24 protein-coding genes and 2 pseudogenes are annotated in these 26205 nt (G+C 32.6%); 19 read left to right on the plus strand and 7 right to left on the minus strand.

Annotation, left to right across the window (positions count from 1 at the left end):
- Positions 1–43: 43 nt before the first annotated feature.
- Both R6X41_RS11605 and feoB (R6X41_RS11610) read left to right on the plus strand, forming a co-directional pair.
- Entirely contained in the window at positions 44–280 is a 237-nt protein-coding gene (locus tag R6X41_RS11605; protein WP_318500438.1) for a FeoA family protein, read from the plus strand.
- A complete protein-coding gene (gene feoB / locus R6X41_RS11610; protein ID WP_318500439.1) occupies positions 273–2372 on the plus strand; it encodes a ferrous iron transport protein B in 2100 nt (699 codons plus the stop codon). Before R6X41_RS11605 ends, feoB (R6X41_RS11610) begins: the two co-directional genes overlap by 8 nt.
- Positions 2373–2997: 625 nt before the next feature.
- Here feoB (R6X41_RS11610) and R6X41_RS11615 read toward each other — a convergent pair.
- Together R6X41_RS11615 and R6X41_RS11620 are read right to left on the minus strand one after the other, a co-directional pair.
- Positions 2998–3477, minus strand: a complete 480-nt coding sequence (locus tag R6X41_RS11615; RefSeq protein WP_318500441.1) for a thioredoxin family protein — start codon at positions 3475–3477, stop codon at positions 2998–3000.
- Between the two features lie 12 nt (positions 3478–3489).
- Positions 3490–5844 (minus strand): TonB-dependent receptor, encoded by a 2355-nt coding sequence (locus R6X41_RS11620; protein ID WP_318500442.1) that lies wholly within the window; start codon positions 5842–5844, stop codon positions 3490–3492.
- An 858-nt stretch (positions 5845–6702) separates the two neighbouring features.
- Here R6X41_RS11620 and R6X41_RS11625 point away from each other — a divergent pair.
- Positions 6703–7595 (plus strand): annotated as a pseudogene (locus R6X41_RS11625) (IS982 family transposase).
- Positions 7596–7651: 56 nt separating this feature from the next.
- Entirely contained in the window at positions 7652–8536 is an 885-nt protein-coding gene (locus tag R6X41_RS11630) for a 3-keto-disaccharide hydrolase (RefSeq protein WP_318500444.1), read from the plus strand.
- A gap of 214 nt (positions 8537–8750) precedes the next feature.
- On the opposite strand, the pseudogene feoB (R6X41_RS11635) reads toward R6X41_RS11630, so the two are convergent.
- From feoB (R6X41_RS11635) to R6X41_RS11645, 3 genes and pseudogenes are all read right to left on the minus strand, one after another.
- A pseudogene (feoB, locus tag R6X41_RS11635) lies at positions 8751–10946 on the minus strand (ferrous iron transport protein B).
- A gap of 3 nt (positions 10947–10949) precedes the next feature.
- Positions 10950–11972 carry a metal-dependent transcriptional regulator gene (locus tag R6X41_RS11640; protein ID WP_318500445.1) on the minus strand — a complete coding sequence of 341 codons (1023 nt, stop codon included), beginning with the start codon at positions 11970–11972 and terminating at the stop codon, positions 10950–10952.
- A gap of 1 nt (position 11973) precedes the next feature.
- A complete protein-coding gene (locus tag R6X41_RS11645; RefSeq protein WP_318500447.1) occupies positions 11974–12627 on the minus strand; it encodes a metal-dependent transcriptional regulator in 654 nt (217 codons plus the stop codon).
- Between the two features lie 351 nt (positions 12628–12978).
- Here R6X41_RS11645 and R6X41_RS11650 point away from each other — a divergent pair, with 351 nt between their 5' ends.
- The 9 genes from R6X41_RS11650 (at position 12979) to R6X41_RS11690 (ending at position 19841) form a co-directional block, all read left to right on the plus strand.
- Complete coding sequence (locus R6X41_RS11650) at positions 12979–13755, plus strand: S66 peptidase family protein (protein WP_318500605.1); 777 nt, start codon at positions 12979–12981, stop codon at positions 13753–13755.
- A 94-nt stretch (positions 13756–13849) separates the two neighbouring features.
- Positions 13850–14095 carry an AbrB/MazE/SpoVT family DNA-binding domain-containing protein gene (locus R6X41_RS11655; RefSeq protein WP_318500449.1) on the plus strand — a complete coding sequence of 82 codons (246 nt, stop codon included), beginning with the start codon at positions 13850–13852 and terminating at the stop codon, positions 14093–14095.
- The gene (locus R6X41_RS11660; RefSeq protein WP_318500451.1) at positions 14086–14409 is read left to right on the plus strand and encodes a type II toxin-antitoxin system PemK/MazF family toxin; all 324 of its coding nucleotides are present in this window, start codon (positions 14086–14088) and stop codon (positions 14407–14409) included. The genes R6X41_RS11655 and R6X41_RS11660 overlap by 10 nt, the downstream gene beginning before the upstream one ends.
- Positions 14410–14585: 176 nt before the next feature.
- Entirely contained in the window at positions 14586–14756 is a 171-nt protein-coding gene (locus tag R6X41_RS11665; RefSeq protein ID WP_318500606.1) for a hypothetical protein, read from the plus strand.
- Positions 14757–14771: 15 nt separating this feature from the next.
- Entirely contained in the window at positions 14772–15014 is a 243-nt protein-coding gene (locus R6X41_RS11670; RefSeq protein ID WP_318500453.1) for a hypothetical protein, read from the plus strand.
- Entirely contained in the window at positions 15005–15322 is a 318-nt protein-coding gene (locus R6X41_RS11675; RefSeq protein ID WP_318500455.1) for a type II toxin-antitoxin system RelE/ParE family toxin, read from the plus strand. The genes R6X41_RS11670 and R6X41_RS11675 overlap by 10 nt, the downstream gene beginning before the upstream one ends.
- 184 nt (positions 15323–15506) lie before the next feature.
- Complete coding sequence (locus tag R6X41_RS11680) at positions 15507–17159, plus strand: hypothetical protein (RefSeq protein ID WP_318500457.1); 1653 nt, start codon at positions 15507–15509, stop codon at positions 17157–17159.
- 15 nt (positions 17160–17174) lie between these two features.
- The gene (locus R6X41_RS11685) at positions 17175–19016 is read left to right on the plus strand and encodes an ankyrin repeat domain-containing protein (RefSeq protein WP_318500459.1); all 1842 of its coding nucleotides are present in this window, start codon (positions 17175–17177) and stop codon (positions 19014–19016) included.
- A gap of 441 nt (positions 19017–19457) precedes the next feature.
- A complete protein-coding gene (locus tag R6X41_RS11690; protein WP_318500461.1) occupies positions 19458–19841 on the plus strand; it encodes a GreA/GreB family elongation factor in 384 nt (127 codons plus the stop codon).
- Between the two features lie 68 nt (positions 19842–19909).
- On the opposite strand, the gene R6X41_RS11695 is transcribed toward R6X41_RS11690, so the two are convergent.
- Complete coding sequence (locus R6X41_RS11695) at positions 19910–20656, minus strand: DnaJ domain-containing protein (RefSeq protein ID WP_318500463.1); 747 nt, start codon at positions 20654–20656, stop codon at positions 19910–19912.
- A gap of 329 nt (positions 20657–20985) precedes the next feature.
- On the opposite strand from R6X41_RS11695, the gene R6X41_RS11700 reads away from it, so the two are divergent.
- The 5 genes from R6X41_RS11700 to R6X41_RS11720 all read left to right on the plus strand — a co-directional run bounded on the left by R6X41_RS11700 (position 20986) and on the right by R6X41_RS11720 (position 24320).
- A complete protein-coding gene (locus tag R6X41_RS11700) occupies positions 20986–21396 on the plus strand; it encodes a BrxA/BrxB family bacilliredoxin (RefSeq protein WP_318500465.1) in 411 nt (136 codons plus the stop codon).
- A gap of 91 nt (positions 21397–21487) precedes the next feature.
- Entirely contained in the window at positions 21488–22231 is a 744-nt protein-coding gene (locus tag R6X41_RS11705; protein WP_318500467.1) for a lysophospholipid acyltransferase family protein, read from the plus strand.
- Between the two features lie 11 nt (positions 22232–22242).
- On the plus strand, positions 22243–23229 hold the full coding sequence (locus R6X41_RS11710) for an acyl-ACP desaturase (RefSeq protein ID WP_318500469.1): 987 nt from the start codon (positions 22243–22245) through the stop codon (positions 23227–23229).
- Between the two features lie 65 nt (positions 23230–23294).
- A complete protein-coding gene (locus tag R6X41_RS11715) occupies positions 23295–23948 on the plus strand; it encodes an HD domain-containing protein (protein ID WP_318500471.1) in 654 nt (217 codons plus the stop codon).
- A 63-nt stretch (positions 23949–24011) separates the two neighbouring features.
- A complete protein-coding gene (locus tag R6X41_RS11720; RefSeq protein ID WP_318500473.1) occupies positions 24012–24320 on the plus strand; it encodes an EF-hand domain-containing protein in 309 nt (102 codons plus the stop codon).
- Positions 24321–24406: 86 nt separating this feature from the next.
- Here R6X41_RS11720 and R6X41_RS11725 read toward each other — a convergent pair whose 3' ends face one another.
- Positions 24407–25276 (minus strand): helix-turn-helix transcriptional regulator, encoded by an 870-nt coding sequence (locus R6X41_RS11725; protein WP_318500475.1) that lies wholly within the window; start codon positions 25274–25276, stop codon positions 24407–24409.
- 209 nt (positions 25277–25485) lie between these two features.
- On the opposite strand from R6X41_RS11725, the gene R6X41_RS11730 reads away from it, so the two are divergent.
- On the plus strand, positions 25486–26082 hold the full coding sequence (locus tag R6X41_RS11730) for a hypothetical protein (RefSeq protein ID WP_318500477.1): 597 nt from the start codon (positions 25486–25488) through the stop codon (positions 26080–26082).
- The last annotated feature ends 123 nt before the right edge of the window (positions 26083–26205 follow it).

Here is a 26205-nt window from a genome sequence, read left to right on the forward strand (position 1 = left end):
TTTTTACCTTACTTTTGCTTCTTTAAAATCAATCTAAATAAGTTTGCAAGTAACTCTAGCTCATCTAAAACGTGGTGAAACTGCTGTAATAACAGATGTTTCATCCGATCAAATTCCGTTAAAACTATTAGAAATGGGTTGTCTTCCGGGCAATCAGGTAGAACTTGTGCAAATTGCACCTTTTAAAGATCCTCTTTATCTAAACATTAATGGCACACATTTGGCGATAAGAAAAGATACTGCAAGCCATATTTTAATTGAAAAATTATCGCATGAGTAAACAAATCAATGTTGCTTTAATAGGAAATCCTAATACAGGAAAAACATCGGTATTTAATGCCCTAACGGGATTGTATCAAAAAGTAGGAAACTACCCTGGGATTACTGTTGAAAAAAAAGAAGGTATCTGCAAATTACCACGTGGTTTAAAAGCACATATTATAGATCTTCCAGGAACGTACAGTTTAAATGCGTCTTCTTTAGATGAAAATGTGGTTATTGAATTACTTCTGAATAAAAACGATAAAGATTTCCCCGATATCGCTATAGTTGTTAGTGATGTGGAAAATTTAAAACGAAATCTACTCCTTTTTACACAAATAAAAGATTTAGAAATTCCGACCATTCTTGTTATTAACATGTCAGACCGAATGATACGTCGTGGAATTACATTAGATATCCCGTATTTAGAATCGGAATTACAAACTAAAATAGCGGTTGTTAGTACCCGAAAGAATGAAGGTATAGATCAAATAAAAAATCTAATTGCTAATTACAGAGAGCAATCTACAACGCCTTGTTTAAATGCTTCGGAAATAGATAAACCTTATTTTGAACGTTTACAAAAAGTATTTCCAAATCAGTTACTTTACAAATTGTGGTTAGTAATTACTCAGGATGTAAACTTCGGAAAAACCGATAGAAACGAATTTGAAGCCGTTTCCGATTTTAAAACAAAAAGTAAAACAGACTTAAAGCGATTACAGCAAAAAGAAACCATAAAACGCTATCAGTTTATTAATAATACGCTTAAAAAAGGACAAACTATAGATCCATCTAAAGCGAAAGATTTACGTACTAAATTGGATCGTATTTTAACGCATAAAGTTTGGGGATACATTATCTTTCTTTTCATTTTACTAACCATTTTCCAAGCTATTTACGAATGGTCTAGCGCACCAATGGATTTTATCGATTCGTCTTTCGCAGCTTTTAGTGAATGGGTTAAAAACGAACTCCCAACTGGAGCTTTCACAAGTTTATTAGCCGAAGGAATAATTCCTGGACTGGGAGGAATCGTTATTTTTATTCCACAAATTGCCTTCCTATTCTTATTCATTTCCATTTTAGAAGAAAGTGGATATATGAGTCGTGTCGTCTTTTTAATGGATCGTATTATGCGCAGATTTGGATTAAGCGGAAAAAGTGTTGTGCCCTTAATTTCTGGTACAGCTTGTGCTATTCCTGCAATTATGGCAACCCGTAATATTGAAAGTTGGAAAGAACGTTTAATTACCATTCTAGTTACTCCTTTTACAACCTGTTCTGCTAGGCTTCCTGTATATTTAATTATTATTTCGTTGGTAATTCCTGAAGGAAGATTTCTAGGACTTAGCTACCAAGCACTTACTTTAATGTTATTGTATTTACTAGGATTTGGAACAGCCATTTGTGCTGCTTATGTTCTAGACCGTATGATGAAACTTAAAAGCAAAACGTTTTTTGTGGTCGAAATGCCAAATTACAAATTGCCATTATTAAAAAATGTCGCTTTAACTGTACTTGAAAAAACAAAATCGTTTGTATTTGGAGCTGGTAAAATTATTCTTGCTATTTCTATTATTCTTTGGTTTTTAGCTTCTTATGGTCCTGGTGAAAATTTCAATAATGCAGATAGTATAATGACTGAAAAATATGCTTCGGAAAATTTATCTCAAGACGATTTAGATCATAAAATAGATTCTTATAAACTTGAACATTCATATATAGGTATTGCTGGTCATGCTATCGAACCTGCAATTAGACCTTTGGGTTACGACTGGAAAATTGGGATTGCCCTAGTAAGTTCGTTTGCAGCTCGTGAAGTATTTGTTGGAACGTTGGCAACAATTTACAGCGTTGGAAACGACCAAGAAGAAACAATTAAAAACCGAATGGCTGGCGAAGTAAACCCTATTTTGGGAGGTCCCCTCTTTAATTTTGCTTCAGGAATTTCACTATTATTGTTTTACGCGTTTGCCATGCAATGTATGAGTACTTTAGCCATTGTAAAAAGAGAAACCAATAGTTGGAAATGGCCTGTGTTACAATTGGTAGTTATGACAGGAATGGCTTATTTTTCAGCTTTAATAGCTTTTCAGATTTTAAAATAAAGAGTGAAAGTATTTACTTTAAAAACGACTATTAAATTATGAATACCATCATCCAAAACATACTAGTTTTTGCGTCCTTGGGATTTGCAATTGCCTTCATAATTAAAAAATACTTTTGGAAAAAAAACAAGCCAAAAAAAGCTTGCGGTTCTGACGGTGATGGCTGTGGCTGCCATTAAACGATACTAATTCATTAATAGTTTTTGTATTAATATTTTCAGTCATATCTAATAAGACACTGCAAAGCCTTTGAGATCTTAATTTTTATACCTTAACACCATTATTCTATACTCCTATAAAAACTATCATTTGTCTCTGATTAAAATTCTTGATTTCAGCTTAAAGCACTGGTATGAAAAAATTTATAATAAAAATCAATCGACTTACTTTTTAAAATATAAGTATTTATGTCTGTTTTATTAACAGATAAATTATTACTAACATGTATTTCAACCAGTTACAATCAAGTCTTTTGTCTTATATCTAACAACGGAGCGGTCTTGTTTCTTTTAGCGGACAACAATGAAAAACTATCTGATATAGCTTCCTGAAGTTTTGAGTAAATTAGACAAACTTATATACCTTGCGGCACTAAATCCTTTTGGCATATCTCCAAAAGTATGTTCTATTTTAAATTTAATAGATCCAATAATTCACCAGAAGTGTAATATTCAAAAACTCTATTTTTTACTGTAAAATCTTTATTTAAAATAATCGTGGCTGGTATTGAAAAAGGAAAATCGGCTCTTGCAGCTAATAAGAGTGGAATTTCATGTATGCCATTACGTTGTGTAAGCGATTGTTTATTGGTGAATACAGTATTGTCAAAGACAATAGAGTCTTTAGTTTCTACATCCATTTGTACGGCATAATAGTCGGCATTAATTTCTTTTATAACATCTGATTTTGTAAATATTTTACGTTCTATTTTTTTACAATAGGCGCACCATTCGGCATTAAAAAAGATGAAAACAGGTTTTGGGTTTTCGTTTAAAGCGGCTTCTAATTCAGAAAAGGTTTTCCAATGAATCTCGTCGAAGTTTTGCGAGATTGCATTGGAATATCCTCCCAAAATAACAAATGAATAAAGTAGTAATCTTAGCATTGTACGATGTATTTAAAAATCTCCAAATTTTAATCCAACATAGACTGTTCTTGGTTGGTTAGGGCCGTAGATATAAGTAGAATCACGTCCTGCACCAGAATCAAAATCATCTTGATAGCTGTTAAAAATATTTTGCACTCCACCACTTACTTCTACATGGAAAGCATCCATAGGATCAAAGTGATAGGTTAGTTTAATGTTCATGTCAAAGAAGTCATCAGTATCAACTAATTCCATATATCCAGTATCACTTATAATATGAGGAACTACCATAGTACCCGTGTAGTTAGCAGTAACATCGAGTCTTAAATCGTCAATCATTTCCCAGTTCGCCATTATAAATCCATAAACATTAGGGGAGCGTGGAAATTCTTCTAAAATAACATCATCTTCACCAACTACACTTCCGTCAGATTCAAAAAGTAACTGGTCTTCCTTATAAACTGATTTTTGGATCGTTATTCCGCCTTGAAAAAATAACGCTGAATTAGGTGAAACCGTTAACTCTAAATTCGTTCCTGCAACATAGGCACCTTCTCCATTACGTGTTTCTTCTAAAATAGAACCATTAGGTAAAGGTGTTCCTGTGCTTACAATAGTGAATGGGTTTTTTAGTGTGGTATAAAAACCTTCTGCTAAGAAGTTAGCTTGCGTCTTATTAAAAGTTTTAGTGAAATTTAAAGATGCTGTAAAGGCATTTGAAAATTCACTTTCAAGATCGTCAGATAGGATAACAAAACTTTGTTCTCCACCTACAGATGCAATATGAAGGTCTTCATTAAATGCTTGTGGTGCGCGGAAACCTCTAGCATAACCTCCTCTAAATTGAATGACATCGCTAATATTGTATAAAAGAGTTATACGTGGGCTCAATACGGTTTCATTTACTTCAGAGGAACTCTCTATGTCTTCTATAGTGTAGTAACCATCAACATCTACATAATCCAGACGGGCACCTAATAAGGCGGTAAAACGCTCTGTCGGCTTCCATTCATATTGACCATATAACCCATAATTATTAACTGTTTGGTCAATTAAGCGGTTATAACCATTAATAACATCTTTTGTGTCATTCATTTGGTATTCTATTCCTGTGATAAGTATATCGTTATTCTTAAAGTTATGGATGAATTTTACTCCAGCAACTACAGCCATATCTTTAGTAGAACCAAAGGCATTATTGGCAGCGATGGAATCTGCATGTGTGCGTCCACCTCCTAATCCACCATAATAACTGCCACGATCTGTGTTTTGTACAGAGACATAAGCGGTTAAGGAATTTGTTCGTGCATCGTTGAATAATTCGTAATCAAGGCCAGCAAATATAGTATTATGGTCTAGTTGTTCTGTTACATCTGTAAATTGTGGAGAAAGATCTAATTGATCTCCACCACGTCTATATTCGTTAATTGCTGTAAAATCTATTCCAATTTTACTGTTATCATTAGGTTTTATAAATGCTTTTGCACCAAGCGAGTTGTTGGTCAATTCTGTAATTTCACTAAAACCATCATCATTTGCGTCGTATGCACCTCTATTACGATACATACCATATACAGTAACTCCAGTTGTTAACGCTTCGTTTACAATAGAGGCGTTCATATTCACGACACGGTCTGGTGTTTGTCCGTCAATATATCCAAGATATGAACTTATATCCCAAGAGTTATTTACAGGTTCTTTTGTTATAATGTTAACCGTACCCGCAATGGCGTTAGATCCAAAAAGGGCAGAACCTCCACTTCTAACCACCTCTACACGATCGATAATACTTACCGGTATTTGTTCTAAACCATAGACACCGTTAAGTGCACTAAAAACTGGACGACTATTTACCAGTACTTGGGTATATTGGCCGCCAAGACCATTAAGTCTAACTTGAGTGAAACCACAGTTTTGGCAGTTTGTTTCTACACGAACTCCTGGTTGGTAGTCTAAACCATCTGCTAATGAGATGGATTCCGTAGCTCTGAATAATTTTGAAGTTAAAACATTTACGATAACGGGAGCCTCCTTTTTGGTAATTTGATTTCTTGTCGCGGTTACAACTATTTGGTCAAGACCTAAAGCATCTTCGGTTAGACTAAAATTAATGGTTTGATTAGCACCTGGAGTTACAGTAATTTTTTTTGATTGTGTGAGGTACCCTTGGTATTTAACGACCAGAGTGATTTCTCCTAGAGGAACGTTTAAAGAATAAGCACCATTTTCGTCTGTGTCGATGCCTTGGATTCCTGATTTAACATAAATACTAGCAAAAGCAACGGGTTTACCTTCGGAAGTAATAGTTCCTGAAATAGTTGTATTAGATTGTTGTGCCGAGACGACAAATCCTATCAAAAACATAAAGCAAAATATACATTTCATTTGTTCTAAATTTATTTATTTGGTTAGCTAATTAAAAGTTTAGACAAACCTAAATAAATATTATGAAGATAAAAAACTTATCTTTGTGTTTATAAATAAAAAAATATTTACACAAAAAATTGATTTAAAACCTATAGCGTCCTAAACGATTATTCTCTTTTTCAAAAAAGATATAACGACGTTGACTTTATAGAATTACTTGTACTGAGGGGATACTTTTTCTATGTATGTTGAATTTTGTTTTTTTTGTTGGCCTATCGAAAATTTATCGTAAAATTTGAAGAGAAAGTATCGTGAAATTTAAAGCTGTTTGAGCTAAACAAATGTATCTACTTATCTGAATTTAAGTTTCGAGTTCTTTAAATTTAGATGGTGAACGAAAAATTTAGATAAAAGTTCGTAAGCCTAGATTTTTTTGGTTCGTTTTTTTATCAATGAAAAAAATGAGCATTTAATATTATTTAGGACACGATTGATTTAAAACCTCTGTATTATATAGAGCAAAAAACATTTGAGAGAGTATTCACTTGTAATCTTCTAAATACTTTTAGGATAAGCTCACATCTGTAAATAAAATAACTGAAGGTTCCGCTATTTAGATAGCATATAGAAAACACTTTTCTTTCGCATGATTAACATATGGAAATAGGAGTAAAATTAAAGGAGAAAGTCTTATCGAGGTCTAATCTGTTCAGATAAATCTAGATTACAGAAATCATGGCATTTAGAAGATTATAATGATTTTTATTTATTAACCTGAGTTCGATTAATAATTAGATATTATTTTGACATTAAAAAAGATAGATTTTCAATAATTTAAAGTGCTGAAATTCAATTTATTAATCTAAAAATCTATCTATGATAATTTACACTAAAGTTACTGAAATTTTCTGTTTGGTTGATGAGTTTTCAAAGGAATATGACCTAGTTGTAGAAAAACATCTTTTAGGGAACCCCGCAAAACAACCTTCAATAATGTCTAAAAGTGAAGTGGTTACTATCACTATCTTATTTCAATTAAGTGGGTTTAGAACCTTTAAGCATTTTTAAATTCATTATGTCCAAAAGCATATGCAACAAGAGTTTCCTAATACGGTATCATACAATAGATTTGTAGAGCTAAAGCAGCAAAATTTAATGATGATGACCTTGTTTTTAAAGACATGCTACTTAGGGGAATCTACAGGTATTTCTTTTGTAGATTCTACCCTTGTTAGAGTATGTAAACCAAAGCGAATAAAAAACAATAAAGTGTTCAAAGGTATTGCTACTACTGGAAAATCTACCATGGGATGGTTTCATGGATTTAAACTTCATATTGTAATAAACGATAAAGGGGAGATCTTAAATTTCACTATTACTCAAGCAAATATAGATGACAGAACACCTTTAAAAAATAAAAACTTCTTAGAAAAATTTACGGTAAATTATATGCAGACAAAGGGTATGTTGGTAAAGATTTAATGCAACTTCTCTTTGATGATGGAATACATTTAATTACCCACATTAAGAATAACATGAAGAACACTTTGATGACAATGAGTGATAAAATTTTACTCAGAAAACGCTCTATTATTGAAACTGTAAATGATGAACTAAAAAACATCTCTCAAATAGAACATTCCAGACATAGAAGCTTTACCAATTTCCTGTCGAATATTGTGGCAGGTCTTATTGCATATAGCTTCCGGCCTAAGAAACCTTCTATCAAATATCAAACTGTAAAGCCAAATCAAATTTCTCTGTATTAATCGAACTCAGGTTTTTCGATTATTCGTATATTTGGATTAACGAACTAAGACAACCTATGTATTCTAAAATTAAGTACACTTCCCTATTGCTCATTTTCACGAGCTTTATCTCTACAGCTCAAAACACATCGCAAACCATTAATTTATTAGATGAAAATCTAAGTCAATTTGATATATGGATAGGCGTGCCACATACAACTGTTAAAGACCTTCCTGAAGGCACTTACCAATCGGATAACGTTCATAAAGGGACCGCTTTAGGACTAAACAACGATATTAAAGATGTGTTTACAGTTTCGAACGAAAATGGTGAAATTGTTTTAAATATTAGCGGAGAAATTCTAGGTTGTATAAGCACAAAAAAAGATTACGAAAATTACCACTTAAGTACATTGTTTAAATGGGGTGAAAAAAAATGGGAACCAAGATTAGAAGATAAGCGTGATAGTGGAATTCTTTACCATTGCTATGGTGAGCAAGGTGCCTTTTGGAAAACATGGAAAACCTCTCTAGAATTTCAAGTGCAAGAAACCGATTTGGGAGATTTTATTCCCTTAGGTGGAAATACAGCGGAACCCAAAAGAGGTGCTCCAATAACAGAGGTTAGAGGAGATTTAAGTAACGCTAAGAAATACAATCCAAATTCTGATTCTTATTTTGAGGCTAGCGGATATATACATGCAGATTCAGAACATGATTTACCTAATGGTGAATGGAATCATTTAGAAATTTATGTTTTAGGAAACACTGCCGTTCATGTCGTAAACGGACAAGTTGTTATGGTTGTAGAAAATGCAAAAAAAGATAATGGAGAGATTCTAAACATAGGGCAAATTCAGATACAATCGGAAGCTGCCGAATGTTATTATAAGGATCTGACCTTAACTCCAATTAAAAAATTCCCAAAAAGCATTAGAAAACAAATTAAACTTAAATCTTAAGTTGAAGTTGAAGTTGAAATTTTCAGAAGCTAAGAGCAGAATCAACTAAAATACATAGCTGTATTATCTTTTTATTATTTTAAACTTACATTTCTTAAACACGAACATATAAAAAAAGCCGATAGAATTTCACAAGAAGTTCTATCGGCTTTAAGCTTAAAATAAATCATAAGACGATTATTGCATTCTAAATTATTTTAAATTTGATAATTAATTAGAAAATCAATCTCCAAAACTGAGCGACTAGAAAACAAACCACAAAGCCTAAAATAACAGGCATTATAGAAGCAACGATAGTCCATTTAGCACTATTTGTTTCCTTATAAATCGTATAAATTGTGGTACTACACGGGTTGTGCAGTAAACTAAAAAGCATCAAATTAATTGCGGTTAATAAAGTCCAACCTCCTGCTCTTAATATATCGCCAGTAGCATTTATGGAATCTAATTCGAACATAACTCCTGCACCTGCTCCTCCGCCTATTTCTGTAACCATTACAGTAAGCATCAAAATAGTTGGAATCACAATCTCATTTGCAGGAATAGCAACAATATATGCTAACAGAATAACACCGTTCAGTCCTAATAAAAATCCGAAACCATCCATTCCGTTAATTAACCAAGCAGCAATTGTTTCGTCTCCAATATATATATTAGAAATCAACCAAATTAAAGCCCCTGCAGGTGCAGCAAATACAACTGCTCTCCATAACACAATTAAAGTTCTATCTATTAAAGATGTATAAATGGTTTTCCAAAAACGTGGTGGTCTATATGGAGGTAGTTCCAAATTAAAAGTAGAAACCTCACCTTTTAAAACTGTTTTAGACAACGCCCAAGACACGCCAAACATAAAAGCCATTCCTAAAACAGCAATACTAATTACCGCTAATAATGATGCAAAACTAGATATCGAATCCGGAACTACAGCACCAATAAAAATAGTTGCTATTAAAATTTGAGTCGGCCAACGCCCGTTACACAACGAGAAATTATTTGTAATAATAGCTATTAAACGTTCACGCGGACTATCTATAATACGAGTTGCGACAACACCTGCGGCATTACAACCAAAACCCATACTCATTGTTAAAGCTTGTTTACCATGTGCACCAGATTTATTAAACAACGAATCTAAGTTAAAGGCCACTCTAGGTAAATATCCAAAATCTTCTAATAAAGTAAACATGGGGAAAAATATAGCCATTGGTGGCAACATTACCGCAATAACCCATGCCACAGCTAAGTACACTCCATCTATTAAAAAACCCGCGAGCCACCAAGGCATACTTATGCTTGCGGCTCCACTTTTCAAAATAGGATGAATAGTATCTAAAAGCAACTCTGCAAGTAAAGATGATGGGTAATTTGCACCAATAATAGTAAGCCATAATACAGTTCCTAATATTAAGAACATGATAGGAAATCCCCAGGTTTTACTGGTAACTATTTTATCTATTTTAGAATCTAAACGAAACCGCTTCTCACCATCTTGTGTTTTTACCGAATCTTTTACAATATCGGCGGCATCGGCATAAATACTCTCAGTAAGATTATCATGAAACTCATCGCCAATTTGCCAACGTAGTTCGTTTGATAATTCGATGATATTATCAATATTATTATCTTTCATGTTGTTGAAAATTTAAAGAAACTCTCCTGTTTTTAAGGCATTAATAATTTGCTTATCCCCTTCTAATAATCTGAATGCAATCCAACGACTATTCGGGATATTAGGAAACTCTTTTTCTATTTCGACAGTTAAGGTTTTAACTGCTTTTTCTATATTTTTTGGTACATTTTTAATGCGATGTGGCTTACAAACAATCTCTCCACTTGCTATCTCACTAATGGTTTGAATTAACTCTGGAATACCCTGATTAAATCTTGCACTGGTAGGCACAACAGGAATACCTAAATCTCTTGCAAGCGTTCTTAAATCTATGTCTACTTTATTACGCTTTGCTTCGTCCATTAAATTTAAACACAACACGGCTTTGTCTGTAATTTCAAGAATTTGAAGTACTAAATTTAAATTACGTTCTAATCGATTTGCATCAGCAACAATTACGGTTACATCTGGTTTTCCGAAAAGAATAAAATCTCGAGCAGCTTCCTCATCTTCAGATGTTGAAAGCAGAGAATACGTTCCTGGTAAATCTACCAGTTTATATTTATTAGTATTATATTCGAAACCACCTTCTGCACGTGTTACTGTTTTTCCTGGCCAGTTTCCGGTATGTTGACGCAATCCTGTTAAAGCATTAAAAACAGTACTTTTTCCTGTATTTGGATTTCCTGCTAAAGCCACAACAAAATCAAAATTATCGGTGTGAATACCAAGTTTTTTTAAACCTTCTTTATTAAACTGTGAACACGTTTCGCAAGCGCTCTTTACTTTTGTTTCCATCGTTTAATCTTTTTTAATTAAGATTTTTGAAGCCTGATCTTTTCGTATCGCAATAGAAGTTCCTTTAATTAAATACGCATTGGGATTACCTAAAGGATTTAAAAGATCGATACTAACACTAGAACCTTTTACAAAACCAAGATCTAGCAAACGTCTTCTACTATCTCCTCTATTCTCTCTAGAAATTCCAATAATTTTTGCGGTTTCATTTATCTTTAAACTGGACAAACGTGCTATATTCTCTTCTATTACAACCTCCTCTTCTATAAGTGCTACTGTTAAGTTTGCAGCAACTATAGGTGCTAATTTAAATTCTTCTCCTTCCGATTGAAATACTATTCTTGTCGGATTATTTTCGATGACTTTAAGTATAGATCCCATATAGATATTCTCGGCTAAAATTTGCTTATAAATCACATCAGGTTCATCTTCTATGTGTGTGATTTTCCCAACAGACCCCACTGGTAAAAGCGGTAATTCTACACCATGAACAAGTGCCATTTTACCTGTTTTTGTAGGAATAGGATCTCCATGAGGATCGAATTTAGGGTGACCTAAATGTGCCGCTAATTCGTCTGCTTCATCATGGCTTAAACGATGCTCCATAGATTCTGCTCTATCGTGCCATTCTTTCTTATGTATTCCTGTTTTATCTGCTAAATAACGTTCCCAAAGACGGTGTACTCTAACAATACGTAGGGCATAATCTCGACCTTCATCGGTTAACTTTAAAACATCAGATTCTGAATAAATCAAATCATTAATAGTCATTTTTTTTATGGCCTCGACAATACTATGATTATTAAAATCTAATACCTGCACTAAGGTTTTCATGTCTATTTTACTATTGGACGTTTCAAAATGATAAAGTTGTTTTAAAATATCTTCTATAATTACTTTTTCGTCACTTTTAAATGCTTTTCGAATAATCCAAAACCACCCTTTTAATGGCCTAAACAAAACATATAATAGTGCGACTACTATAAAAAACATTATGAGTGCAGTTAATGGGCTATATGTTTCCATGCTATAAGCTTAGGTATAAATTTTTAGCAACCTCCTGTGAAATAATCATTTTTTGAGACGCTGTCTCTATGGTTAAAGAGTTATCGAAAGGTTCAAAATCTAAAACCTTAATCGTATCTCCTAATGCTAAATTATTTTTGTTTAAGTATTTTAAAAACACCTCGGAAGAATCTTTTACAAATGCCAAAATCCCTTCTGAGCCATTTTTAATTTCCAATATGTTTATGCTTTTTATTGGCGAAATGTTTCCGTCTTTATCCGGAATAGGATCGCCATGAGGGTCGTGTGTAGGACATCCTAAAAAGGCATCTAACTCGTTTACCAATTTTAACGATTTTATATGTTCCAGCTGTTCGGCAACAACATGAACCTCATCCCAAGAAAAATTTAATTTTTCTACTAAAAAAACTTCCCAAAGTCTGTGTTTTCTAACCACCAATGCAGCGATCAATCGTCCTTTTTCGGTTAATGAAACGCCTTGATATTTAATATAATTAGCCAATTTTTTTTCAGCCAATTTTTTTACCATATCTGTAACGGAAGAAGCTTTAGATTCTATTTTTTCGGCAATAGCATTTGTGCTAACTGCGACCGAACCTTGTTTTCCTAAATGGTAAATTGCTTTTAAATAATTTTCTTCTGATAATGTAACCACTTAACTTTTTATTTACCACAAAGATACACTATTTACTTAAACACAAGTATATTTTTAGTTAAGACTAAAAATATGTTTTATTGTTCAAAATAATATTTTCACGAAAGAATATACACAAACGCAACTTATTATTATTGTGGCACTTCCATATTCATTTAAAATACAGTAACGGTATTAAAAAGTAAAGTCTATACTTTTATAAACAGAAATATTTTAACAAAACACACAGATATACAAGCTTTGAATATAATAGTTCCATACTTAAACCTATAATATTTAGTACAAGAGAGCGTAATAATTCTTTCACAAGTATTACAGATAAAACTGTGATGAATTATAATAGCAGATAATCTGTATGTTTTTAGTGATGGCAATCACTTTGCTGGAACTGATGATGAACGTTGCGAAGATTTCCAAAATGCCATAGACAATCCGAATGTTAAAGCCATTTGGTGTGCTCGTGGCGGTTATGGGTCTGTTCGAATTTTAGATAAATTGGATTGGACAGCGTTTAATAAAAACCCGAAATGGATTATAGGCTATTCGGATATTACAGCAATACACAGCGATGTTAATAATTTAGGATTTCAATCGCTACACGGCATGATGTGCACCAATTTACAAGACAGCCCTGAAACGATTAAAGAAACCATTACAACCTTTAAAGACGCTCTTTTTGGCGCGCCATTAGCTTATGTTTTAGAGGGCTCGCAATACAATAAAACAGGAACGACTTCTGGTGTATTAGTTGGTGGAAATTTAACCATTTTACACACCATGTTAGGCTCTAAATCTAGTTTAGATACTTCAGGAAAAATTCTTTTTATTGAAGAAATTGGCGAATACAAATATCATATAGACCGCATGTTACAAAGCTTAAAACGAGCTGGTTATTTTGATAATTGCAACGGTGTACTTATAGGCGATTTTACTAAAACTAAGAAAAACACAACCTCTTGGGGAACCTCTATTCAACAATTAATTTTAGATGTTTTAGCCGATTATGATTTTCCCGTTGCTTTTAATATGCCAGCAGGACATGCCAAAGATAATCAAGCTTTAATTTTTGGAAGAAACGTAGAATTGATTGTGGAAAAAGAAAAATTGTTGGTTGGTTTTGAGGATTAATGAGTTACAAAAATTTTAAGACACGTTAAACCAAATAACACATTAGGTATATCTATTTATTTGTAATAACTTTGTAATAACAAAATAATTTATCATGGAAGTATCTATTATCCAAATAGGAAATTCAAAAGGTATACGTATTAGCAAAACCATACTTGAAAAATACAACATTAAAGATAAAGTTAATTTAATACTTGAAAAAGGTAAAATTATTATTCAGCCGATAACAACTCCAAGAAATGGATGGGAAAATTCATTTAAGGAAATGAATGAAAACGGCGATGATCATTTATTATTTGACGACTTTCTTGATGATGAAATTTTTGAAGAATGGAATTAAATCAATATGAAATTGTATTAATTAATCTTAACCCAACAATAGGAAGTGAGATTAACAAAACACGTCCGTGTGTCATTATTTCACCAAACGAAATGAATAAATTTTTAAGAACAATAATTGTTGCTCCAATGATGACAAGCTCTAAAAATTATCCAACAAGAATTGAAATAAAACACAATGATAAAATAGGATGGATTGTCGTTGACCAAATAAGAACTATTGATAAAGAAAGAATAGTTAAAAAACTTGGAAGAATGACAAAACCTGAAATAAAGGAATTAAAGTCTGTTATAAAAGAAACCTTTGTTGACTAACACTTAAATTTATTTTATCTCAAGTTCTATACTTCTTGAATTTCTTAAAAACCTTTCAACCTGCTTAAAATTGCAATAAAACAGAAACTGTTTCTGGTGAATTAGTTGGTGGAAATTTAACCATATACTATGTTGGGTTCTAAATCGAGTTTAGATACTTCTGGAAAATTATTTTTATTGAAGAAATTGACGAATACAAATACCATATAGACGGCATGTTACAAAGTTTAAAACGTGCTGGTTATTTTGATAATTGCAAAGGTGTTATTATTGGAGATATGACCAAAATTAAGAAAAACACTTCAAATCAGAAACAACACCTGAAAATGATATTTTTGTATCTTTGATAAAAAGCGAATACAATGGATTTACAAACAAGAAAATTGAAGCTTATTCAAGAATTTTTAAAAATTCAGAGTGAAGATGTTATTTCACGACTTGAAAAAATCCTGAAAAAAGAAAATAAAAATTCAGATAAAGAAGATTTTGAACCCATGACAGTTGAGGAATTTAATTCTCGGATTGATCAATCTATGGAAGATTCAAAAAACGGGAGATTAATAGCATCTGATGAATTAAAAGCTAAAATTGATAAATGGAATTAAAACTATTTTGGACTGATTTTGCTCAAAAAGAACTTGAAAACATTTATAGTTTTTTTCGAAAAAAAGCAGGCTCTAAGATTGCTAAAAAGTTAATTAACGAGATTTACAGTGAAACATTAAAACTGAAAAATCAACCAGAAATTGGACAAATTGAAGCACTTTTAATAAATAGAGAACAAAAGTTTCGCTTTTTAGTTTTTAAAAATTATAAAATCATTTACTGGATTAACGAGAAAGAACATCGGGTTGAAATAAACGATGTTTTTGACACCCGACAAAATCCTATAAAAATAGAACGAACAAAATAAAAGTTAGTTTCAAACCATATAAGTGATTGATTTCTTTCCTGCCTCATATTAAAAATTCAGTTTACAACCTAACTTATTGACTAAACTCAAAACCATAATAATGTCATTTAAAATGATTCAAATAAAGTACATTCTCGTACTCTTTTCACTTTTAAACCTAACAACGATTCATTCTCAAAATACTATGAATTATACTCCAAAAGACCTTAAAACAAAAAACAAAGACGAGTTAATTCAAATAGCAAAAGACTTATTAAAAGAAAAATATCCAGAAGTTATTTTAAATCCAAACGATTATGAAATTAAGGTTTGGAAAACTAGACACAGTAAAACAGAAATCATTTTTAAAAGAGCGATACGTTATGTTTCTAATAAAGCTGAAGCTTTTGATTATGATATAACTATAAATCTGGATACCAAAGAAATCATCCCTTTTGATAATCAAGAGCTACCTTTTTACGTGGCTTCAAAGGAAGGAGAACAAACCATTTCGGCATTAAAAGAAAGCGGATTATTACCAAAAAACAATCAACCAGATATTGAATATACCATTACAGAAAATGAGGAATATTACTTAATTTCTTGTTTTGATAATCTTCATCATATCGACAAAAATGTATTTGGCAATACCGAACACCCTTTTTTAAGTAAAACGCTTATAAATAAACAAACTGGTGAAACGCTATTTTTTAAAGGAAGTAATCCGTTTTACTACCTTCACCAAATATCTTGTAAACATTATTACGAAGACGATTTATATACCATTTTAAAAGCGGAAAACACATCGGATAAAAATGATGAAATCACTAAAATTGCGACCTCTATTTTAAAAGAAAAATACCCTGATTTAGAATTAAACCCCAACGATTTTGAGATTGTTATTTTAGGAAATTATAAAGATATTATTGTAAAATACAGACGTTTCATCAGGTTTAATAAACGTAATGAAAAGCACGTTTTTGATCTTGCTGTTAATATTATTACTAAAACGGTTTCTCCTTTCGACACTTCGGAAAATTCATTTTACACCCCATCATCATCAGACAAAAAAGCGATTAAAAACATTAAAAAGTCTATTCCTTTAGAGCTTGGTTCGAATATGGAGCACACGGTTTCGGAAAACGAGGATTATTTTTTGGTTACAAGTATATCTGCAGCATCAACAAAAAAATATTTTATTAATAAAAAGGATAACGCGATTGTTTGGACTAATGAATCTTACACCTTACAAATGAATAATCGTGAAGACCTAACACTACAAGAACATTACAAAAGAGAGAATGGTTTATATAGCACGACGAAATCAGAAAATATGGAGCCGTTAATAGAAATGGCTTCCGCAATTTTAAAAGAAGAACAATTCATTCCAAAAATTAATCTTGACGATTATAGCATCACATCTAAATCTGGTAAAAATGAAGTTGAAGTGACCCTTACTCGATTAGTAACATTTATACCATTAAAAAACAAAAGGAACTTCAAAACTTATTACAACTTAAATGTTAATCTTGTTGACAGAATGGTAGACCAAAAGCCTGAACAGTTTTATTTCCCTCCTGAAGAAGATGCCATGATGTCCAAATTAATAGAAACTAAAGCAGTAGCATATTTTAAAACCATTGATGAAAGTGATGAAACCTATTATCCTATGGAAATTTATGAAGCAGAAGACTATTTTAACATCAAAATTCCATCGAGTCATTCTTTAAGAGGAAACTTCCGAAAGGAGTATCATATGGATAAAAAAACAAAAGAAATAGAAGTGTTTTTATCACCTAATAACTTCTTTCCATCTCCAGCGATGCCCCCAAGTACGCCTATAGAAATTACAGATTAATATCTAAGACAAAAAATGATTGACATAAAAAGCATAATTGACGAAGGACATTTAGACCAAATCAAAGAAGCAGTGACTAATGGATTGGATCCTAAAACACGTCTTGAGGATGATGCCACATTACTTCATTATGCAGCTAAACAAGGTCAAATTGAAATTATAAACTATTTACTTGATCTTGGTTTAGATATTGAAGCCAAATCGAGCGATAGTGTCAGTCCGTTACAAATGGCTGTAGATGGCGAGCATCTATCCGCTGTTAAACTTCTATTGGAACGAGGTGCAAATATTCACGCGCACTCCGAAAAAAAACATCAAGCCATACACACCGCATGTTTTCATAACCAACCAGAAATTCTTCAGTGCCTTATTGATTATGGGGCAGATGTTAATGCTAAAATTGATGAAAATGGCATCCCTCTTAATATTGCTGTTGAAAATAATTGGATTAAGCTCATTGAAATTCTTATTGCGAATGGAGCCAATGTAAATCATATTGATGATACATTCTTTACACCGCTTTTCTATGCGCTCAAACAAGACCACGGTGAAGTGCTCGAACTTCTCATTAAAAACGGTGCAGATATGCATCATACAGTTCCTAAAGATATCACTGCCCTTATGTATTGCGCTAAAGGAGCAAAAAGCAACTGTGTAAAACCTCTTATTGATGCGGGATATAACTATCGTGAAGAAGTAAATAGTGAAAGCCCACTACACAGTGCTGCTATTGAAGGCTATGGATATGTTCTTGAAATGGCAGCTAAAGCGGGAGTAAATATGAATTTCAAGGATGGTAAAGGCAAAACCATGCTTGATTACACCCTTGAAAACAACAACGCTTTTGCTATAAAAACACTACTAAAATCAGGAGTTGTTCTCACGGAAGCTCAAGTACAATTAGCTGCTCAAAATGGTGATTATGATGCGCTGGCAAAATTAGTTGCAACAGCCCCAGACACCATTTTTAATAACAATACGACACTTATTCATAAACTGATTGAAGAAGGTGAACCAGAACTTCTTGAAGAACTGCTTAATACATCAACAAAAATGATTGATGTACAAGATGACGAGGGAAACTGCCCGCTTCATTTAGCAACTTATGCGTATAATCAAACATTCACACGACTACTGATTAATGCTGGTGCTGATGTTACTTTAATAAATAATGACGGTTATAATATTATTAATAAGATGCACCCAGATATCTCATCTGAAAACATTCTACTCCTTAAAGATCACCCCGAATTATTCACCCATAAAAACCCATATAACCAAACGCCTTTTGAATACGCCTTAGGCAATAACTATATTAAATCATTGGCAGTCTTTGCTCAGATTCTTTATAAAATGAAGGACGCTACGGTGTACGCAAATGGGTTTACAGCCATACAAATGGCAGCAGCTTTGGGAGAGAAAGAAGTATTAGATGAATTGGTGAATGAGAATTGTTTAAATGATGTTAATGAAAATGGCGAAAATTTACTTTGGTTTCTCAGAGCATTAGAAGCCCATGATAAAAAACACAGTAAAATAGGAACACTAATTGATAAAGGAATAGCCGTAAATCATAAAGATAAATCAGGTAATACAGCGCTTATTCAAGCGACTATAAAAGGGAATTCTTGGACAATAGATGCGTTACTGAAAGGTGGAGCAGACACAGAAATACAAGACAACTCTGGAAAGACAGCACTACACATTGCTACTGAAAAAGAGAGAGAATATGTAATTACAGAACTTCTAAAATATGGTGCAAATCCAGAAATTAAAGATGATCAAGGGTTAACTGCTCGCGATATAGCAAAGGCTTCTTCCAATGAAGGAATCACAGAATTATTTACAAATTACTAAATATTAAAATGATTAAGGAAAAGAGAAAACGTTAGTTTTATTTAAGGACTAACGTTTAGTATCTCAAAAAAATCACACTTTATACAAACAAAATACAGAAGCTTGTAATTATCCAATATAAAGGCTAATTTTGCCTTATTATAATATCACATATGACAACAATTTTTTCTACATACAAACAAGCTACGCCTTCAAGGCTACTGTTGTCATTGTCTTATTTACATGATGATATTTTTCTAAAAAATTCCAAAGAGTTTATTTAATACCCCCTGTCAAGACTCAAGACAGGGACTTTTTATCGGTTTATTAAATAAATTATAACACCTATTTTCTTTTTAAAGTCGTTTTTACAGTTAAACAACTGTAGAACAATCTGCGCTATGTTTAAATGTTTGAGTCCGAACAAAAACTTCAAGAAAAGAGAATGTAAATATCATTATTATGTCTGAGAATGTCATTTTAACAACAGGAATTTACGATATGATTAAAGATCACGTAAGAAGAAAAAAAGTAACTATACAAGAAGAAGAACTTTTATTAGCAGAACTAAGAGGTGCCAAACAAGTGCTTCGCAGAGATTTGCCAAATGATGTTGTAACTGTTAATAGAAAAGTTACCATTATGAATCACACCGATAATAAAATGGAAGACTATATTTTTGTTTCAACAGACAAAAGAAAGGAGAAAAAAGGAAAATTCTCAATTCTTTCAGCCCGTGCTGTTGCAACGGTTGGACGAAAAGTTGGCGATAAATTCGATTGGCCTTTTAAAACAGGTACTAAAAATATCGAAATATTAAAAGTTGAATTATTTCAACAAGCTTAAAATGAGTGCAAAAAAACCCTTGATTATTAATAATCAAGGGTTTTTTAGTAAAATCACAGTTGAATATCTTAAATCCCACGCTCTTTCTGGATTTGCTCATAAGCCTCTTGAACTTGCTTGAACTTTTCTTCGGCGCCCTTTTGATACTCTTCGCCTAAGTGGAGTACTTTATCGGGATGGTATTTTTTAGCCATTTTTCGATAAGCTTTTTTGATTTCTTCAGGTGTAGCAGATTTTTCGATCTCAAGAATTTTATAGGCATTATCACTACTGTTATAAAACATTGCTTTAATACTTTCGAAATCTATTGCACGAATACCTAAATAATTTGAAATGGTATAAATAGCATTAACTTCTACTTCACTTACATTCCCATCGGCTTTAGCGATTCCGAATAAAAAATGAAGCAACTGAAGACGAGATGGGTGATCCATCATTTGCTTAATCTGCAAACACACATCGCGAACAGGTATATCTTTTTGCTGACTTATATTTTTAAATAATTTAAACGCTTCGTTTGCACGATCTTTACCATACATACCAACAAATTGAGCTCGCACAAAATCTAATTCTCTTTTATCACTAACGCCATCTGCTTTTATAACAATAGCTGCTAATATTAATAAGCTAACGTCAAATTCACTAGACTTTGTTCTTGTAGGTCTTGGCGCTTGGTAAGGAGAACCTGTATTTACTTTAATGCCTCCGCTAGAAATTCCGTCGACCATACTACCTAATGCAAATCCTAAAATCGCACCTATTGGCCCACCAAACGACAAACCTAAAGTAGCACCTAACCATTTTGAAATACCCATAATTTTATTTTAATTCCCGCAAATATACTACATGTAGTTTTAAGTTGATTACTTCTAATCAATCATGTCCTAAAAATTTAATTTTCAAGTCTAATTTTTTAAACCTAATACATTTAACGGTCTACTATTCTGCGTTAGGGATAGTAGCGGCATCCTTTTTGTTTTCTTAAAAACAAAAAGATATAGCGTATAGCCCGACCTTGCCCAAGCAAGGTAACGCCCAATTTATTTACAGCTTAACCTTATGTTACGATTCGTTAAAGTCGTGATGGCTTCTATTTTAATTATGTATATTTGTACTTTAAAATGTTAAACATAAAATTTAAAATATGTACCCAGCAGAATTAGTAAAACCAATGCGTGAAGATTTAACCAAAGTTGGTTTTGAAGAATTACACACCGCCGAAGCTGTAGATGCAGCGATAGCAAAGGAAGGAACAACTTTAGTTGTTGTTAATTCTGTTTGTGGTTGTGCTGCAGCAAATGCACGCCCAGGTGCAAGCATGAGTATAAAAAACGATAAACATCCTGACCATTTAGTAACGGTTTTTGCAGGTGTAGATAAGGAAGCTGTAGATGCAGCAAGGGGTTATATGATTCCTTTTCCTCCAAGTTCTCCTTGTATTGCCCTGTTTAAAGATGGCGAATTAGTACACATGTTAGAGCGTCACCATATTGAAGGGCGTCCTGCAGAAATGATTGCAGAAAACCTTAAAGATGCTTTTAATCAAGTTTGTTAAGACTTTTTTATAAAAATTATAAACCACGCTTTTGGCGTGGTTTTTTTATATCTTATTTTTGCTGCAACACAAAACCTCGAAAAACCAATTAATGAAAATTTTAGCATACCCCTTAACCGTTCTATATGCTTTTACTTTTTTTTTAAGCATAACTATATTCCATCCTATTTTATGGATTAGTCATCGTGTATTTGGTTATAACACGTTACAAAGTAGCGTGAATGCTTTACAGTTTTTATTAATGCGTTGTTTAAATATTTTGGGCACACGTTTTACTTATATAAACCATTTTGAAAACGATATTCCGAAAGACACTCCTTTAATTATAGTCTCTAACCATCAAAGTATGTACGACATTTCGCCGATACTTTGGTATATGAGACAATATCATCCAAAATTTATTAGTAAAATTGAATTGAGTAAAGGCATCCCAAGTGTATCGTATAATTTACGTCATGGTGGCTCGGCTTTAATTGATAGAAAAAACCCGAGACAAGCAATACGTGCTATTAATGAGTTTGCAAAATTTATAAACGAAAAAAAATATTCTGCCGTAATTTTTCCAGAAGGCACAAGAAGTAAAGATGGCCATGCAAAACCGTTTCAACGTCATGGTTTGCAAACCTTAATAAAAAATATTCCTACTGGTAGCGTTATACCATTGACAATAAATAATTCATGGAAAACGTTAAAATACGGAAAATTTCCTATGGGTTTGGGCGCTCATATAACTATTACTGTTCATAAACCCATAAATTTATCTACCTTTACAGGCACTACAGATACTTTAATTGATGAAATTGAACGCACTGTAACACAAAGTATAAACCATTAAAACTTAACATTATGTCATTAAAAAATGTAAGGTTAGAAGTGATGCAGTTTTTGGAAAAAGACGTAGACGCTTTAATAGAAAAATATTTAATTCCGATAGAAACGATTTGGCAACCAACAGATTTTTTACCAGATTCTGAGAGTCCAAAGTTTTTTGATGAAGTTAAAGAAATAAGAGAATTAGCTAAAGATTTACCTTACGATTTCTGGGTTGTTTTAGTTGGAGATATGATTACCGAAGAAGCCTTACCAACTTACGAGTCTTGGCTTATGGATGTGGAAGGAGTCGGCCAAATAGAACGTAACGGTTGGTCTAAATGGGTGCGCCACTGGACAGGTGAAGAAAACAGACACGGAGATGTACTTAACAAGTATCTTTATCTTTCTGGGCGTGTAAATATGCGTGAGATTGAAAAAACAACGCAATATTTAATTGCCGATGGTTTTGATATTGGTACAGATCGCGATCCGTATAAAAACTTCGTATATACCAGTTTCCAAGAGCTAGCCACATATATTTCTCACAACCGCGTAGCAAAACTAGCTAAAGAACGTGGAAACAAACAACTAAGCAAAATGTGTAAAATTATTTCGGGAGACGAAATGAGACACCATCATGCATATAGTGAGTTTGTAGAACGTATTTTCGCGGTAGATCCTAGCCAAATGATGATGGCTTTTCATTATATGATGAAGCAAAAAATCACAATGCCAGCTCACTTTTTGAGAGAATCTGGAGGACAAGTAAGTTCTGCTTTCGAAGAATTTTCGAACACAGCACAACGTATTGGAGTGTACACATCTATGGATTATATAGATATTCTTGATAAACTACTTGTACGTTGGGAAATTGAAAAAGTTACCGGCTTAACAGACGAAGCTGAAAAAGCAAGAGACTACCTTATGAAACTTCCAGGTCGTATGATGCGTGTAGCAGAACGCATGAAGGTTCCTGAAAATTCATTTCAATTTAAGTGGGTAGAACCTGCAAAAATGTAATTAAAATATACTTTTAACTTAAAAATTCCTTTCTCTCTCAGTTAGGAATTTTTACTTTTATAGCTATGACAAAAGCCGAACAAATACAAACTACAATTAACTTTGTAAAAGAACAATTAGAAGGTGCCGAAGGTGGCCACGATTGGTTTCATATAGAACGTGTTTATAAAAACTCAAAATTAATCGCGAAAACTGAAGCTGTCGATTTGTTTGTTGTAGAACTAGGGGCTTTACTACACGATATAGCCGATAGTAAATTTCATGATGGAGATGAAACTGTTGGTCCTAAAGTCGCTTCTGCTTTTTTAAAAACTATTGAAGTAAATGAAACCACTATACAGCACGTAATTAATATTATTGAAAACATATCGTATAAAGGCGGTAATTTTAAAGCTACATTTTCTTCTCCAGAATTAAACGTTGTGCAGGATGCCGACAGATTAGATGCTATTGGTGCTATTGGAATCGCTAGGACTTTAAATTACGGCGGATTTAAAAATCGCGTTATTTACGATCCAGAAATCGCACCCAATTTAAATATGACAAAAGCCGAATATAAAGCCTCTACTGCTCCAACAATTAATCATTTTTACGAGAAGCTTCTCCTTTTAAAAGATAAAATGAATACAGAAACGGGAAAACACATCGCAGAACAACGCCATGATTATATGCTTGGCTTTTTAGATCAGTTTTATTCCGAATGGAATGGAGAAAAATAGTTTCAGATTAAACTATTTAAAAAAATTAGAGTCTTATATAAATAACAACAAAACTCTAGTTCGATGAAATTTAAAACAATAACATTCGGAATATTAAGCTTAGCCTTTTTCACTGTTTCATTTTCAGCTCAAGCACAAGATCAAAAACAAGATAAACAAGCGCCTAACCCCGAAAAACAGATGGAACGCCTAGATACAGACCAGAACGGCACAGTATCTTTAGATGAATTTAAATCTTCTAAAAGAAAAAACGATGTTGATCCAGAACGTTTGGAAAAAAACTTCAGCAAAATGGATAGTGATTCTAATGGAGAATTATCATTAGAAGAATTACAAGCACAGCCAAAAGGTAAAAGCAAAAAGCCTGAGTAAATTATTTACTATACCTATAGATACAAAAAACCTCAAATTCAATATGAATTCGAGGTTTTTACTATTATATATATGCTCGATTAAAGCTATTGAATAATACGAGTCATCTCACTTCTATACTTTGAGGCACTAGTTCCTGTTATTTCATTGAAAAATTTATTAAAATGCGAGAAGTTATTAAATCCGCATTCAAAACAAATATCGGTGATACTCATTTCGCTTTCCTGTAATAATTTGGTTGCATGTACCACACGGTATTCATTCACCAATTTAGTAAATGTTTTTCCTGTAGCCTTTTTAAAGAATCGGCAAAAGGCGGGAACAGTCATGTTTGCTTGATCTGCAATTTCTTCTAAACTTATATGTTGCTGAAAGTGATTATTTATATATCTAAAAATAACATCGACCTTGGCACTATCTTGTGGCTCGGTTTCAAAAGCAACACCGTCAACATTTAATAAGCTATAATGCTCGGATACGGCCAAATCGTTTAAGATTTCTAATAATTTTAAAACACGATTAAATCCTTGGTAGTCCATTAAAGCTTCAATTTTAGGACCAACTATTAATTTTGTTTCGGGTTTAAATAGCACACCTTTCTTAGCACGTTCAAAAAGCATAGAAATACGCTCTGTTTCTGGCAACTTTAAAAATGTATCGCCTAAAAAGTTAGGTAAAAACTGCACAATAGTCTCAGAACCACGCGAAGTAAGTCTGTCTGCAAAGCCATTATGTGGTAAATTAGAGCCTATTAGTATAAGCTGACTATTATTAAAGTACGACAAATGATTTCCTATGTGGCGTTTCCCTTGTCCTTTATTAACGTATACCAATTCTAATTCGGGATGAAAGTGCCAAAAGGCCTTACTCTTATGGGCTTCTTGCGTATGCTGCCTAACAACCAACGAGCTTCCAAAACTGGGCGTTACTTTTTCGTAAGTTGGTTTTAACTTCATAAGAATCTCTCATTTGAATTGCAAAAATACGAAATGTATACGGGATAGCGTGTGTAGAATTAACTCTAAAGTATACTATTTTACCTCCGCAGAAGCTTAACATTTTATTTACAGTTAATATAGCACATAAAGTAGCCAATATAGATGTTTTCCACCCTCTAGTTCTGCCATATCTTTGTCATGTAATTAAGTTATAAAAATTTATAATTATGAAAAGAATATTAGTCCTTAGTATATATATGTTTGCAATGGTAACTGGAATAGCTACTTACGCAAATGCTTCTTCAAAAGATGGTGAAAGAAAAAAATCAGAAATCACTTTAACTTTAAACGATGTTAAAGAAGGTCAATTATTATCTATTAAAGATATAAACGGAATTGTTTTATACAATTCTACAATTGCAACTTCTGGTCTTTACAATAATAAATTCGATTTAACAGCTTTACCTAACGGTACGTATTATTTCGAACATGAAAAAGGTTACGAAATAAAAATTATCCCTTTTACAGTTTCTATTGGTGAAGTTACTTTCAACAAAAAAAACGAAAAAAGCATATTCAAGCCTGTTGTTAATTTAAAAAACAACAACCTTTACTTAACTCAATTATCTCTAGATAAGTCAGATGTAGAAGTAAAGATTTATTACACTAGTGATAATTCAGAATTCAACTTAATTCATTCTGAAGACATTTCTAATACAACAAATATAAATCGTATTTACAAGTTAGCTGAAAAACGCACTGGTAATTACAAAGTAATAATAAATGCTAACGGAAGAGATTACGTTGAGTATTTTACAATATAGTTTTAATTTTAAATAGATAGTTAGTTAGTTTAACTATGTCAATTAGTTAGTTTGTTTGTAAGAGTGGGACTGGTTATCTCACTCTTTTTTTATGCCTTTTTTTTAGATGACTGTCTTTAAATG

Origin of the sequence: Formosa sejongensis (assembly GCF_033447105.1) — a bacterium.
GTDB lineage: Bacteria > Bacteroidota > Bacteroidia > Flavobacteriales > Flavobacteriaceae > Formosa.

Excerpts from the sequence above, each read along its gene's own strand:
- R6X41_RS11690 (WP_318500461.1), top strand. The coding sequence starts at position 19,458 with ATGTCTGAGAATGTCATTTTAACAACAGGAATTTACGATATGATTAAA.
- R6X41_RS11655 (WP_318500449.1), top strand. The coding sequence starts at position 13,850 with ATGGAAGTATCTATTATCCAAATAGGAAATTCAAAAGGTATACGTATT.
- R6X41_RS11730 (WP_318500477.1), top strand. The coding sequence starts at position 25,486 with ATGAAAAGAATATTAGTCCTTAGTATATATATGTTTGCAATGGTAACT.
- R6X41_RS11720 (WP_318500473.1), top strand. The coding sequence starts at position 24,012 with ATGAAATTTAAAACAATAACATTCGGAATATTAAGCTTAGCCTTTTTC.
- R6X41_RS11715 (WP_318500471.1), top strand. The coding sequence starts at position 23,295 with ATGACAAAAGCCGAACAAATACAAACTACAATTAACTTTGTAAAAGAA.
- R6X41_RS11695 (WP_318500463.1), bottom strand. The coding sequence starts at position 20,656 with ATGGGTATTTCAAAATGGTTAGGTGCTACTTTAGGTTTGTCGTTTGGT.
- R6X41_RS11700 (WP_318500465.1), top strand. The coding sequence starts at position 20,986 with ATGTACCCAGCAGAATTAGTAAAACCAATGCGTGAAGATTTAACCAAA.
- R6X41_RS11620 (WP_318500442.1), bottom strand. The coding sequence starts at position 5,844 with ATGAAATGTATATTTTGCTTTATGTTTTTGATAGGATTTGTCGTCTCG.
- R6X41_RS11680 (WP_318500457.1), top strand. The coding sequence starts at position 15,507 with ATGAATTATACTCCAAAAGACCTTAAAACAAAAAACAAAGACGAGTTA.
- R6X41_RS11630 (WP_318500444.1), top strand. The coding sequence starts at position 7,652 with ATGTATTCTAAAATTAAGTACACTTCCCTATTGCTCATTTTCACGAGC.
- R6X41_RS11685 (WP_318500459.1), top strand. The coding sequence starts at position 17,175 with ATGATTGACATAAAAAGCATAATTGACGAAGGACATTTAGACCAAATC.
- R6X41_RS11675 (WP_318500455.1), top strand. The coding sequence starts at position 15,005 with ATGGAATTAAAACTATTTTGGACTGATTTTGCTCAAAAAGAACTTGAA.
- R6X41_RS11640 (WP_318500445.1), bottom strand. The coding sequence starts at position 11,972 with ATGGAAACATATAGCCCATTAACTGCACTCATAATGTTTTTTATAGTA.
- feoB (WP_318500439.1), top strand. The coding sequence starts at position 273 with ATGAGTAAACAAATCAATGTTGCTTTAATAGGAAATCCTAATACAGGA.
- R6X41_RS11725 (WP_318500475.1), bottom strand. The coding sequence starts at position 25,276 with ATGAAGTTAAAACCAACTTACGAAAAAGTAACGCCCAGTTTTGGAAGC.
- R6X41_RS11705 (WP_318500467.1), top strand. The coding sequence starts at position 21,488 with ATGAAAATTTTAGCATACCCCTTAACCGTTCTATATGCTTTTACTTTT.
- R6X41_RS11670 (WP_318500453.1), top strand. The coding sequence starts at position 14,772 with ATGGATTTACAAACAAGAAAATTGAAGCTTATTCAAGAATTTTTAAAA.
- R6X41_RS11615 (WP_318500441.1), bottom strand. The coding sequence starts at position 3,477 with ATGCTAAGATTACTACTTTATTCATTTGTTATTTTGGGAGGATATTCC.
- R6X41_RS11660 (WP_318500451.1), top strand. The coding sequence starts at position 14,086 with ATGGAATTAAATCAATATGAAATTGTATTAATTAATCTTAACCCAACA.
- R6X41_RS11710 (WP_318500469.1), top strand. The coding sequence starts at position 22,243 with ATGTCATTAAAAAATGTAAGGTTAGAAGTGATGCAGTTTTTGGAAAAA.